Origin of the sequence: Alteraurantiacibacter buctensis (genome assembly GCF_009827655.1) — a bacterium.
Lineage (GTDB): Bacteria > Pseudomonadota > Alphaproteobacteria > Sphingomonadales > Sphingomonadaceae > Alteraurantiacibacter > Alteraurantiacibacter buctensis.
This window is the reverse complement of record NZ_WTYV01000001.1, coordinates 392,298-405,524: the sequence shown is the minus strand read 5'-3', so window position 1 is coordinate 405,524 and position 13,227 is coordinate 392,298. Positions and strand designations below refer to the sequence as shown.

The window sequence follows — 13,227 nt, the reverse complement described above, 5'->3', positions numbered from 1 at the left end:
GATGCTGGCACGGCTTGCCCAGTGTAGGAAAGGCCTTTCGCGCTGGTATGGTTAGCGTGCTAATGATATTCCGTGGTGCAGGAGAGCACGCCATGACCCTGACGATCACCCCGCTGGCCGATCGCTTCGGAGCAGAAGTCTCCGGCGTGGACATCACCCGACCGCTCGACGAACCCACCAAAGCCGCCATCCGCGCCGCGCAGGACCGGTGGGGCGTGACCGTGTGGCGCGATACCGGCCTGACCGACCAGACCCACGTGGATTTCAGCCGCCTGTTCGGCCACGTGGAACTGGCCCCGGTGCACAAGAACCGCCCGCCGCGCTTCAGCCGGCCCGAACTGTTCGATGCCAGCAATATCGATGCGGACGGCAACATCGTCGACAACCCGCTGCGCCGCTTCGTCAACGCCGGCAACCGGCTGTGGCATATCGATTCCAGCTACATGGACGTGAGGAGCGCGCAGGCCCTGCTGCTGTGCCACGAGGCGCCACCGGCGCACGTGTCCGCCCCCACGCTGTTTGCCGATGCCCGCAGCGCCTACGAAGACCTGCCGCAGAGGATGAAGGACCGGATCGAGGGGCTCTCCGCCCGCCACTGCTATTTCTACAGCCGCATGCAGGCCGGTTACCCCACCACCGAGGAGGAGCTGGACGGAATGCGCCACAGCGTCCACCCGCTGGTCCACGTGCACCCGGGATCGGGCCGCAAGACGATCTATGCCGGTGCCCACGCGCGCGACGTGGTGGGTTTGGGCCGCGAGGAAGGCCGCGCCCTGCTCGACGAGTTGAACGCCCATGTCACGCAGGATCGGTACGTCATTGCCGTCGACTATCGCCCCGGCGACCTGAGCATCTGGGACAACCTGTGCGTGCTCCACCGCGCGGGCGATTTCGACGATACAGCGTGGAAGCGCGACATGCGCCGCACCACCATCCGCGAACCGGGCGTGGAGGCGTCGGACGACCACTTCACCGCGCTGTTTGCCAGCCCCCCGAAGGCAGCCGCCGAAGCCTGACCGGCGTAACGCGGCCGGCATTGCCGGCGGATCTCACCGGAACCTTGTCGGCACCCGGCTCGCCTCCAGGCACGCGGAGGCGCACGTGCGGTTAGGTAGTGTCCCGCAATGCCAACCGCGGCAACATGGTCAATATTTTCCGGCCGGGCCGAGAGGGCCAGTCTGGAAAAGGAGACGGATCGTGAGAATCCGCAAGATCACAGCCATCGCTGCCCTTGCCGCCAGCATGGCTACAACCGCCGCCGTCCCCGCCCAGGCCGATACCTGGCCCACCGAAACGTTCAGTAGCTATGGCGAATGCACCCGCACTCTCTATCGCCTGCGCAACGAACGGCGGCAGGACGGCGATATCGGGTGGTGGAGGAACGACCAGTACATGGCCTACGTGCGCTGGTACCTTGACTGCGTCGAGGTTGACCGCAACCTGTGGATGATCATGCGCGTTGACCCGCGCGGCTGACGGCACTCACCGCCCGCCACACGCCGCGCCCGCCGATTGCAGCAGAGGCGCAAGCGCTCACCGCGGCAGTTCGCTCACCCCCATCAGCGCCTCGTCCACGCTGCGTGCGCACTGTCGGCCTTCGCGGATGGCCCAGACCACCAGGCTCTGGCCGCGGCGCATGTCGCCGCAGGCCCAGATCTGCGGGTCGCTGGTCTGGTAGCTGACGGTATCGGCCTTAACGTTGCCGCGCGGGTCCAGCTCCACGCCGGACTGGTCGACCATGCCGGCCTTCTTGGGGCCGACGAAGCCCATCGCCAGCAGGATCAGGTCTGCCTTCAGGGTGAACTCGGTACCGGGAATTTCGCCCAGCTTGCCATCGGTCCAGTCGGCCCGCACGCACTTGAGGCCGGTGACTACGCCGCCATCGCTGACAACTTCCTTGGTCAGCACGGCCCAGTCGCGCTCCACGCCTTCTTCGTGGCTGGTGCTGGTACGCAGCTTCATCGGCCAGTCGGGCCAGGTGAGGAGCTTGTTCTCCTTCTCCGGCGGCTGCGGCATGATTTCGATCTGGGTGACCGAAGCGGCACCCTGGCGGTTGCTGGTGCCCACGCAGTCGCTGCCGGTGTCACCACCGCCGATCACGATCACGTGCTTGCCCTTGGCGGTCAGCGTGCCGCGCGGGGCGGCGCGTTCCTCGCTGTCACCCGCGTTGCGCTTGTTCTGCTGGGTCAGGAACTCCATCGCCAGGCGCACGCCGGGCAGTTCCGCACCCGGAATGGTCAGCATGCGCGCATCTTCCGCGCCGCCCGCCATCACCACGGCATCGAAGTTTTCCTTCAGGCTCTTCATCGACACGTCCACGCCCACTTCGGTGGAGGTGCGGATGGTCACGCCTTCGGCCTCCATCTGCACCGCGCGGCGGTTGATGAGGTGCTTCTCCATCTTGAAGTCGGGGATGCCATAGCGCAGCAGGCCGCCGATCCGGTCGGCCTTCTCGAACAGCGTCACCGAATGGCCGGCGCGGGCCAGTTGCTGGGCGGCGGCCATGCCAGCGGGGCCGGAACCGACCACGGCGACCGACTTGCCGGTCTTCTTCGCGGGGACCTGCGGCTCGATCCAGCCTTCCTTCCACCCGCGATCCACGATGGCGCATTCGATGCTCTTGATGGTGACCGGCTGGTCCATCAGGTTCAGCGTGCAGCTCGCTTCGCACGGGGCGGGGCAGATGCGGCCGGTGAATTCGGGGAAGTTGTTGGTGGAGTGGAGCACCTCCAGCGCGTTCTTCCAGTCCCCTTCATAGACCAGGTGGTTCCAGTCGGGGATGATGTTGTTCACCGGGCAGCCGTTGTGGCAATAGGGGATGCCGCAGTTCATGCACCGCGAGGCCTGCCCGCGCAGGGCATCCTCCGAATGCGGAATCACGAATTCCTTGTAGTGGTTCAGCCGCGCCTTGGGATCGTCATAGGTGCGATCCTGCCGGTCGAGTTCGAGAAAGCCGGTTTCCTTGCCCATCTTCGGTAATCCTTACTCGGCCGCAACGGAAGCGGCGGCCTCACGCTCGGCTTCCATGGCCTTCAGCGCCTTGGCGTAATCGGTCGGCATGACCTTGACGAACGCCTTGAGGGCGTTGTCCCAGTCATCCAGCAGCGCGGCCGCGCGGGCCGAGCCGGTGTGCAGCTTGTGCCGTTCCACCAGCACGCGCAGGCGCGCGGCATCGTGGTACAGCGGATCGCCCATGCCGAAATCGTGGATCGAGCTGGCCCGTTGTGCCGGACGGCCGATGCCATCCGGGTCCTGCGCGGAAGCATCGATCGGCTGCAGCGCCACCTGGGCCATGTTGCACCGGTCGGCAAACTTGCCGTCAGGGTCATAGACATAGGCGATGCCGCCGCTCATGCCTGCGGCAAAATTGCGGCCGGTTTCACCCAGTACGCAGACCACGCCGCCGGTCATGTATTCGCAGCCATGGTCACCCGTGCCTTCCACCACGGCAACCGCGCCCGAATTGCGTACCGCAAAGCGCTCGCCCGCCACGCCGTTGAAGTAGGCTTCGCCCGCAATCGCGCCATAGAGCACGGTGTTGCCGACGATGATGTTCTGCGTGGGATCGCGGTCAACACCCTCAGGCTGGCGCACGATGATGCGCCCGCCGGACAGGCCCTTGCCGACATAGTCGTTACCATCGCCGGTCAGCGCCAGGGTCAGGCCGTGGGCCGCCCACGCACCGAAGCTTTGCCCCGCCACGCCGGTGAAGTTGATGCGCAACTGGTCCGCCTTCAGCCCGGCATGGCCGAAGCGGCGGGCAATCTCGCCCGAGAGCATCGCGCCAACCGTGCGGTTGACGTTGCGGACCGGGAAATCGAGCACCAGCGTTTCGCCCTTGTCCAGCGCGGGCGCGGCGGCGGCGATCAACTGGGTATCGAGCGCGGTTTCCAGGCCATGGTCCTGCACCTCGGTCTGGTTCAGGCCCTTGCCCTCCGGCACTTCGATCTTCGTCAGCAGGCGCGACAGGTCGATGCCCTGCGCCTTCCAGTGGCGATCCACCCGGCGCATGTCGATCCGGTCAACCCGGCCGGTCATCTCAGCCAGGGTGCGGAAGCCCATCTGCGCCATGATCTGGCGCAGTTCCTCGGCCACGAAGAAGAAGTAGTTGATCACGTGTTCCGGCTGGCCGACGAAGCGGGCGCGCAGCACCGGATCCTGCGTGGCCACGCCCACCGGGCAGGTGTTCAGGTGGCACTTGCGCATCATGATGCACCCGGCGGCGATCAGCGGGGCGGTGGCAAAGCCGAACTCGTCCGCGCCCAGCAGCGCGCCGATGGCCACGTCCCGGCCCGTCCGCAGGCCGCCGTCAACCTGCACCACGATGCGCGACCGCAGGTCGTTGAGCAGCAGGGTCTGCTGGGTTTCGGCCAGGCCGATTTCCCACGGGCTGCCGGCGTGCGTCAGGCTGGTCAGCGGCGAAGCGCCGGTGCCGCCTTCATAGCCGGAGATGGTCAGGTGGTCGGCCTTGCACTTGGAAACGCCGGCCGCCACCGTGCCCACGCCCACTTCGGACACCAGCTTGACCGAGATGCGCGCCGCCTGGTTCACGTTCTTGAGGTCGTGAATCAGCTGCGCCAGGTCCTCGATCGAATAGATGTCGTGGTGCGGCGGGGGGCTGATCAGGCCCACGCCGGGGGTGGAGTGGCGGGTGGCGCCGATGGTCTTGTCCACCTTGTGGCCGGGCAGCTGGCCGCCCTCGCCGGGCTTGGCACCCTGCGCCATCTTGATCTGGATGTCGTCGGCGTTGACCAGGTATTCGGTGGTCACCCCGAAGCGGCCCGAAGCCACCTGCTTGATGGCGGAACGCAGGTTGGTGCCATCGGGCTGCGGCTGGAAGCGCTTGGGATCCTCGCCGCCCTCACCGGTGTTGGACTTGCCGCCGATTCGGTTCATTGCCGCCGCCAGCGTGGTGTGCGCTTCCCAGCTGATCGAGCCATAGCTCATCGCGCCGGTGGCGAACTTCTTGACGATCTCGGAGGCCGGCTCGACCTCGTCCAGCGGGATCGGCCTAAGTTCGCTGCCGTCGGCAGGCTTCAGTTCCATCAGCCCGCGGATGGTCAGCGCGCGCTCGGCCTGGTCGTTGATGCTGGCGGCGAAGGCTTCGTAATCGGCCCACTTGTTGCCGCGCACGGCGTGCTGCAGGCTGGCGACGTTGCCCGGCGTCCACGCGTGTTCCTCGCCGCGCAGGCGATACTGGTAAATACCGCCCACATCCAGCATGTTGGCGTAGATCGGGTTGTCGCCAAAAGCGGCCTCGTGGCGGCGCACCGCCTCTTCCGCCACTTCGGTCAGGCCGATGCCTTCGATGGTGGTGGCCGTGCCGGTGAAGTACTGGTCGATCAGCGCGCTGGACAGGCCCACCGCGTCAAAGATCTGCGCCCCGCAGTACGACTGGTAGGTGCTGATGCCCATCTTGGACATCACCTTCAGGATGCCCTTGCCCACGGCCTTGATGTAGTTCTTCTGGACCTGTTCGGGTGCCAGCTGCGGGTGCTTGGACGCGCGGATCTGCTCCAGCGTCTCGAACGCCAGGTAAGGGTTGATCGCTTCGGCGCCATAACCCGCCAGCACGCAGAAGTGGTGCACTTCGCGCGCTTCGCCCGTTTCAACCACCAGGCCGGTCTGCATGCGCAGGCCCTGGCGCACCAGGTGATGGTGCACGGCGGCGGTAGCCAGCAGCGCGGGCATGGGGATGCGATCGGCAGAGGCCGCGCGGTCCGACAGGATCAGGATGTTCTTGTCCTGCAGCACGGCCTCGGTGGCGGCCCAGCACATTTCCTTGATCGCCATTTCCAGGCCTGCCGCGCCGGTGGCGGCATCCCAGGTGATGTCGATCGTCTCGGTGCGGAACGCGCCATCGAGGCTGCGTTCCACCGAGCGGATCTTTTCCATGTCCTTGTTGGTCAGGATCGGCTGGTCGACTTCCAGCCGCTTGTGCAGGCCGGCATCCATGCCCAGCAGGTTGGGCCGCGGCCCGATCATGCTGAGCAGGCTCATCACCAGCTCCTCGCGGATCGGATCGATCGGCGGGTTGGTGACCTGGGCGAAGTTCTGCTTGAAATAGTCGTACAGCAGGCGGCTGCGGGTCGACAGCACGGCAATCGGCGTGTCGGTGCCCATCGAACCGATCGGATCGTCGGCATTGACGGCCATCGGCTCAAGGAACTTGGCCACGTCTTCCTGCGTGTAGCCGAAGGCCTGCTGGCGATCGAGCAGCGTCTCTTCCGCCTGGCGCACGGCTTCCACGTCGGTCTCGATCGCGTCGAGATCCTTCAGCTTGTACTGCGCGCGTTCCAGCCACTTGTCATAGGGCTGGGCGCTGCACAGGCCGGCCTTGATTTCCTCGTCCTCGATGATGCGGCCCTGTTCCAGGTCGATCAGCAGCATCTTGCCGGGCTGCAGGCGCCACTTGCGCACGATGTCCTCGTCCCGGAACGGCAGCACGCCGCTTTCGGAGGCGAGGCAGACCAGGTCATCCCTGGTTACGCACCAGCGCGCGGGGCGCAGGCCGTTGCGGTCCAGCGTGGCGCCGATCTGGCGACCATCGGTGAAGCACACGGCGGCCGGGCCGTCCCACGGCTCCATCAGCGCGGCATGATATTCGTAGAAGGCCCGCCGCTTGGGGTCCATTTGCGGATGACCGGCCCAGGCTTCCGGGATCAGCATCATCATCGCATGGGCCAGCGAGTAGCCGCCCAGCAGCAGCAGCTCCAGCGCGTTGTCGAGGCTGGCGGTATCACTCTGCCCGTGCGGCACAATCGGCCACAGCTTGTCGAGGTCCGCGCCCAGCAGCTCGCTTTCCATGGTGCGGCGGCGGGCGTTCATCCAGTTGGTGTTGCCGCGCACAGTGTTGATCTCGCCGTTATGGGCGATGAAGCGGAACGGGTGCGCCAGCTTCCAGCTGGGGAAGGTGTTGGTGGAGAAGCGCTGGTGGACAAGGCCCAGCGCGCTCACGCAATCGGGATCGCGCAGGTCATCGTAGAAGGCCCCCACCTGGGTTGCCAGCAGCAGGCCCTTGTAGACGATGGTGCGGCTGGAAAAGCTGGGCATGTAGAGCTGGGTCAGCCCCGGCAGGTCATGCTTTTCAGCCAGCGCCTTCAGCGGGTTCTGGGTCTGCTTGCGGATCACGATCAGCTTGCGCTCGAACGCGTCCTGGTCCTCGCAGTTGGCCCCGCGGGCGATGAAGGCCTGGCGGATCACCGGCATCGATTCCAGCACGGTCTTGCCCAGGCCTTCGGTGGTGACGGGCACATCGCGCCAGCCGATCAGCCGCTGGCCTTCCTTGGCCACGAACTTTTCGAACTGGGTGGTGATGAAATCGCGCGCGGCTTCATCCTGCGGCATGAAGCACATGGCCACGGCATAGTCGCCCGGCTGCGGCAGGTCATGGCCCTGCGCCACGGCCCACTTGCGGAACAGCTGGTCGGGCAACTGAATCAGGATGCCCGCGCCATCGCCCAGCAGCGGATCGGCGCCCACCGCGCCACGATGGTCGAGATTGTGCAGAATCTCCAGCGCCTGGGTCACGATGGCGTGCGATTTCGCGCCTTTGATGTGGGCGACAAGGCCCACGCCACAGGCGTCATGTTCGTTGCGCGGATCGTAAAGCCCCTGGGCGGCTGGCAGTTCTGTCAACTCGAGTGTTCCTGTCTCTCGCCGATAAGTTGACGCGCTCCGTTGCCCCGACGGAATCCGGGCAGCGAAACGCGACTCACCCTTGAGGGTGCTTATCGAAAATGTCGCGAGGGTCCCCCATGGCGACAGGAACGTGTTTTGGCAAGGATGCTGGCGCGGCAAAATGCCGCACCGCCGCATAAGTTCCTCGGATCACCCGAAAACCGGTTGTCCCACTGGACTTTTTACCGTGGTTCAGGCGGCCCCGCTCATGCGCTGGAGGCTCAGCAGGGCTTCGCGCAGCGCCCGTTCGTTCTCCTCGGCGCTGGCGCGCGAGGAGGTGGCGGCGTCCTCGCGCCCGGCACCGGGGAAGACCACGGCCGGCTCGATCGCGCCCTCCTCGGGCTGCGGCTCGTCCTCGATGCGGACGAACGACTGCGCGGGGCGCTGCTGGAACGGGTTGGCGAAGGGGGCGGGAGCCGGTGCCGGAACAACGATTTCCTCGGCCTCGTCTTCCACCTGGATCGGCGGGGCTACTGCCGCAGCCGGACCAACCAGCGGCAGCGAGAAGCTGGCGGTGAGGTGGGCGATGTCCTCGTCCTCTTCATCCTCGCCCAGGTCGATATGGGCAAGGTTCGCCAGCGACGCGGGCTGCGGGGCAACCGGGGCCGGCGCAACCGGCTGGAACACCTGGCGCGCGGCGGGCAGTGTGGCGGCTGCCGGGCTGGGCGGAACCAGCGGGGTCACCACGGCGGGTTCATCCATCGCTTCCGGTTCGTCAGCAGGCTGCGGGGCGGGCGCGGCAGCGGTGCCGGCAGAGCCGAAATAGGCAGCCATTGCCTGCGCGGCCTCGGCCGCCTCGGCCGCGTCGAAATCCTCGGCCAGCATGGCAGGCGCCGGAGCCGGGACGGGAGCCAGCTTCGCGGCGGCCGCAGCAGCTGCGGCGGCGGCAGCGCGTTGCTCGCGGCGGCGGGCGATCGACGAGCCGAGCCGCTGGGCCAGTTGCACCAGCGCCAGGTCTTCCGGCTCGGCCTGTTCCCACCCGGTGGCCGGTTGGGCAGGGGCGTTCGGAACCGCAGCGTGCGGGGCTTGCTCGGCAAAATCGTCCATGTCTGCGTCCTCGATTTCTGCGGCGGTTTCGGCGGGGGGCTCGGCAGGGCTGAAGGCGGGTTGGGCAAAGGGCCGCGCCAGCGAGGGCGGCGAGAAATGCAGGTCGGCTTCGGGTTCGGGGGTGGCGTCGACCTCCTCCGGCATCGGCTCCTGGGTTTCGGCCGGGGCCGCGGGGTCAAGCACGAACTGCTGGCGCGGCTGGATCGGCGCGCCAACGGTCTGGCCGAAGGTGTCGAGCTTGAAGTGCCGGCGGTCGGCCATCGAGAACACGTCATTCTGCGCGGACTCGGCCAGAGTGGTGAAGCCGGGTGCGGGCAGGTCCCCAGGCTCGTCGGTGACCGCCTCGGCCGTTTCGTCCGCCAGGTCGAAGGCGTCGGCCTCGGCCAGCTCCAGCGCCTCTGCCTCATCAAGGTCGAGTGCGCTCAGCGGCAGGTGCTTGCCCGGCAGGGGAGCCAGTTCGAACACCTCGCTGGGAGCTTCCTCGTCAACGATGGCCAGCGCCCGGCGACCGCGCGGGGCATTGCCGTCAAAGCCTTCCTCGCCCAGCTCGTCGTGGGCGGAGATCGGCCGGCGGGCGGCAGCCTGGCCGCGATCCTTTCGCGGCGCGGGAGCGCGGTGGGCCTGGGCCACCTTGCGCGCCAGCAGCAGGCCGAAAAGGCCGCCGCCAGCGGTGCAGGCAAGGGCGATCAGGGCGCGGGCGGTAAAGCCAAGGGGCGGCGCGGTCTGCGGGACGACGGACGAAAGGCCGGTCAGTTCCACCAGGCGTTCGATCACCGGCACCGGCACCACCAGGCTGCCGATGCCCAGCAGCGCGGCAAACCACAGCGCCACGATGAACGGGAAGGCAGGGTGCGCGCTGAGCGGCGTTCTGGCCGCCTTGCCGGGACCTGCGGGGCCCGAAATCCTGTCCTGTGCGAGACTTGCCACTGTGTCTTGCCGTCCTGTTGTTGTCCGTGTCGCGCTCTTGGCCGTCAGGCAGCGCGGTGCTGTCTGCGGCCCGAGGGGCCTAACAGGCTTTGGTAAACAGCTTCATAACGCTGGACATTGCGGGCCCAGTCGTGCGCCTGTTCCACGTGCGTGCGGGCGGCCCGGCGCATGCTGTCCCAGCCGGCGCGGGCGTCGATCAGGCCGGCCAGCGCGGTGGCGCAGGCGGCGGGATCGTCGGGAGCAAACAGGGTGCCGGTTTCCCCGTGCGTCATCAGTTCGCGGTGCCCGCCCACGTCGCTCGCGGCGACCAGCTTGCCCTGCGCCATCGCCTCAAGGGGTTTCAGCGGCGTGACCAGATCGGTCAGGCGGCTGTGCTTGCGCGGATAGGCCATGATGTCGGCGAGGGCATAATAGCGCTCTACCTGGTCATGCGGCACGCGGCCGACGAAGCGGATCGCGTGGGCGGCAGGGCAGGCCTGGGCCTGCGCCTGCAGCGCCTCCGCCACCGGCCCGCCGCCCACCAGCAGCAGCCGTGCCTGCGGCTGAAGGTCCAGCAGCAGCGGCATGGCGGCGATCAGGTCATCCAGCCCTTCATAGTCATAGAAGCTGCCGATGAAGCCAATGACGGGGCCGTCTCCCAGCTCCAGCTCTGCCCGCAGGGTGGGATCGGGCGCGGCGGGCGTGCCGAACAGCGCCAGGTCCACCCCGTTGGGCATCAGGGTTATGCGATCGGCGGTATAGCCGCGCGCCACCAGGTCATCCTTCAGGCCCTGGCAGATGGTCACCACGTGGCCGGCGCTGCGCACCACCTCGTCCTCCAGCGCGCGGGTGAGGTTGTATTTCAGGGAGCCTTCGCGCCCCGTGCCGTTGCCCACGGCGGCATCTTCCCAGAAAGCGCGGATTTCGTAGACCACCGGCAGGCCCAGCCGTTTGCCTGCCTGCACTGCGGCCAGCCCGTCCAGCGCGGGGGAATGGGCGTGGAGCACGTCCGGCTGCCACTCGCGCGCCACGTCTACGATCCGGTCGGCCAGCAACGCCACCTCGCGCCACTCGCGGACCAGCGGCGGGCCGCCGGCAGTGCCACGCGTGCGATGGAAGGTGAGGCCCTCGGCCTGCTCCACATCCGGCCCTTGCGCCGTGTGGCGCAACCCGGTGACCCCGCGCACCTGCCAGCCCAGCGCACCTTGCGCCTTCAGGATCGCCCGGGTGCGGAAGGTATAGCCCGAGTGCATCGGCAGCGAGTGGTCGAGGACGTGGAGGATGCGCATGTCGCTGCAAGATATGGCCGACACATGTTTAACGCCGCGTCAACGCCTGCTGCGCTAGGCCCGCACGCGTGATCGATCTTGCCACCCTTGCCCTGACCCACGGCCTCATGGCGCTGGCGGCGCTGATCCTTGTCATGCGCGATGACCTGGACGACGAGGATGCGGCCGGGCGACCCGGCCCGCGCTGGCAGCCCCGGGCACCGGGCGACGGACCGCAGGACTAGGGGGTCATGCTCGACCTCGCCCTCCTCGGCTTCATCGCCCTGATGCTGGTGCTGGGCCTCAAACGCCCGTTCCTGTGGGTGCTGACCTATATCTACATCGACCTGGTGATGCCGCAGAAGATCGGCTGGGGCATCATCACCAGCCCAAGCCTGAAGCTGTCGCTGATCGCCTTCGTAGCCGCCTTTGCTGGCTGGCTGCTGCTGGACAGCAAGAAGGGGTCGCGCTTCACCGCGCGCCAGGGCATGATCGTGGTGCTGCTGCTGTGGTGCCTGATGACCACCTTCGGCGCGCAGTTCCAGGAAGAGGCATGGTTGAAGTGGGACTGGGTGTGGAAGGCGCTGGTCTTCGCCGCCTTCCTGCCGCTGACCCTGCGCACCCGCCTGCGGATCGAGGCCGCCGTGCTGTTCATCGTGCTGGCGGTGGGCACCATCGCCATCAATGGCGGCCTGAAAACCGTGGGCGGCGGTGGCGGCTATGGCACGCTGCGGCTGCTCGTGAACGAGAATTCGGGGATCTACGAAGGCTCGATCATCTCCACCGTGGCCATCGCCATCATCCCGCTGGCCCTGTGGCTGGCGCGGCACGGCACGATCTTCAAGCCCGACTGGCGGGTGTGGACCTTTACCGCCGGCCTGATTTTCGCCTGCCTGCTTATCCCGGTGGGCACATCGGCGCGCACGGGGCTGGTCTGCGCCGCGGTGCTGGGGGTGATCATGATGCGCTCGGTCCGCTACCGCTTCGTCTATGCCGGTGCGGCCAGCCTGGCGCTGCTGGCGGCGATCCCCTTCCTGCCGGCCAGCTTTACCGAGCGGATGGGCACGATTACCGAGCACGAAGGCGACCAGTCCGCCTCTACCCGCGTGGCGGTGTGGAAGTGGACCATCGATTTCGCGAAGGAACACCCGCTGGGCGGGGGCTTCGATGCCTATCGCTCCAACAGCTTCACCTACCAGACACGGGCCGTCACCGGCACCGGGGCCAGCCAAACCGTGGAATACCAGACGGTGACCGAAAGCGGCCGCGCCTATCACTCCAGCTATTTCGAGCTGCTGGGCGAGCAGGGCTATTTCGGCCTCGGCCTGTGGCTGGTGCTGAACCTGCTGGGCCTGTGGCACATGGAGCGGCTGCGCTGGCGCTTTGGCAAGCGCTCCGGGAGAGACGGACGCAAGAGCTGGCAGTGGGGGCTGGCAACGGCCCTGCAGCAGGGGCACGTGGTCTACCTGGTGGGGGCGGCCTTCGTGGGCATTGCCTACCAGCCGTTCCTGTTCATGCTGATCGGCCTGCAGTGTGCGCTGTGGTCCTACGTGAAACGCACCGAGGCACCGCAGAACCGCGCCTGTTCGCGGCCCAGGGGGGCCGGGCAAGCCCTGCCGCAACCGGCCGAATAGGCACCGCTCGACACACCCTGCCATCCGGGCATATGCTGCCCCGCATGGATGCACCCGCTACCCTGGGGATCGTGGAGATCCTGGGCATCGCCACCAGCGTCAGCCTGCTATCCGGCTGGCGGTTCTACCTGGTGGTGCTGGCCACGGGCATTGCCATGCGCAGCGGCTATGTGCCCCTGCCCGAACATCTGGAAAGCCTGGCAATCCTGGCCAACCCCTGGGTGATGGGCATTGCCGCCGTGGGCACACTGGCCGAGTTCTTCGCCGACAAGATCATGTGGCTGGATAGCGCATGGGACACGGTGCACACGTTGGTGCGGCCCATCGGCGGCGCGCTGCTGACGCTGGCAGTCGTCGACCCGTCAGACCCGGCCACGCAGGTGATCGCCTTCCTGCTGGGCGGCGGCGGGGCGCTGCTGGCGCATGGCGGCAAGGCCAGCGCGCGGGCCGTGGTCAACACCAGCCCGGAACCGTTCAGCAACGTGGCCCTGTCCGGCGTGGAGGATATTGCCACCGTGGGCCTGCTGTGGCTGGCCTATGAATACCCGGTGGCGGCGGTGGCCGTGGCGCTGGCGCTGCTGGCGCTGTGCGTGGCCCTGCTGCTGCTGGCGCGGCGCTTACTCAAGCGGCTGTTCTTCCGCACTGGCGAACAGACGCAGCACCCGCTGCCTCCGCCACCGTTGCCCTGAACG

Annotated in this window: 9 protein-coding genes; 5 read left to right on the top strand and 4 right to left on the bottom strand. The window is 67.4% G+C overall.

The genetic code is table 11. The annotated features are described in order from the left end of the window. The first annotated feature begins 92 nt into the window (after positions 1 to 92). Positions 93 to 1,016: a TauD/TfdA dioxygenase family protein gene (locus GRI99_RS01765; protein ID WP_160770284.1), complete on the top strand. Its 924-nt coding sequence runs from the start codon at positions 93 to 95 to the stop codon at positions 1,014 to 1,016. A 181-nt stretch (positions 1,017 to 1,197) separates the two neighbouring features. Continuing rightward, a complete protein-coding gene (locus tag GRI99_RS01760; protein ID WP_160770283.1) occupies positions 1,198 to 1,476 on the top strand; it encodes a hypothetical protein in 279 nt (92 codons plus the stop codon). A 57-nt stretch (positions 1,477 to 1,533) separates the two neighbouring features. On the opposite strand, the gene GRI99_RS01755 is transcribed toward GRI99_RS01760, so the two are convergent. From GRI99_RS01755 to GRI99_RS01740, 4 genes are all read right to left on the bottom strand, one after another. Beyond that, positions 1,534 to 2,970: a glutamate synthase subunit beta gene (locus GRI99_RS01755; RefSeq protein ID WP_160770282.1), complete on the bottom strand. Its 1,437-nt coding sequence runs from the start codon at positions 2,968 to 2,970 to the stop codon at positions 1,534 to 1,536. 12 nt (positions 2,971 to 2,982) lie between these two features. Next, entirely contained in the window at positions 2,983 to 7,638 is a 4,656-nt protein-coding gene (gltB, locus tag GRI99_RS01750; RefSeq protein ID WP_202392888.1) for a glutamate synthase large subunit, read from the bottom strand. A gap of 234 nt (positions 7,639 to 7,872) precedes the next feature. Beyond that, positions 7,873 to 9,654: a hypothetical protein gene (locus tag GRI99_RS01745; protein ID WP_160770281.1), complete on the bottom strand. Its 1,782-nt coding sequence runs from the start codon at positions 9,652 to 9,654 to the stop codon at positions 7,873 to 7,875. Between the two features lie 44 nt (positions 9,655 to 9,698). Beyond that, positions 9,699 to 10,922 carry a TIGR04063 family PEP-CTERM/XrtA system glycosyltransferase gene (locus GRI99_RS01740; protein WP_160770280.1) on the bottom strand — a complete coding sequence of 408 codons (1,224 nt, stop codon included), beginning with the start codon at positions 10,920 to 10,922 and terminating at the stop codon, positions 9,699 to 9,701. A gap of 68 nt (positions 10,923 to 10,990) precedes the next feature. Here GRI99_RS01740 and GRI99_RS18435 point away from each other — a divergent pair, with 68 nt between their 5' ends. From GRI99_RS18435 to GRI99_RS01730, 3 genes are all read left to right on the top strand, one after another. Further along, a complete protein-coding gene (locus GRI99_RS18435) occupies positions 10,991 to 11,146 on the top strand; it encodes a hypothetical protein (protein ID WP_202392949.1) in 156 nt (51 codons plus the stop codon). 6 nt (positions 11,147 to 11,152) lie between these two features. Then, complete coding sequence (locus GRI99_RS01735; protein WP_160770279.1) at positions 11,153 to 12,535, top strand: putative O-glycosylation ligase, exosortase A system-associated; 1,383 nt, start codon at positions 11,153 to 11,155, stop codon at positions 12,533 to 12,535. 62 nt (positions 12,536 to 12,597) lie between these two features. Continuing rightward, a complete protein-coding gene (locus GRI99_RS01730; RefSeq protein WP_160770821.1) occupies positions 12,598 to 13,224 on the top strand; it encodes a DUF4126 domain-containing protein in 627 nt (208 codons plus the stop codon). The last annotated feature ends 3 nt before the right edge of the window (positions 13,225 to 13,227 follow it).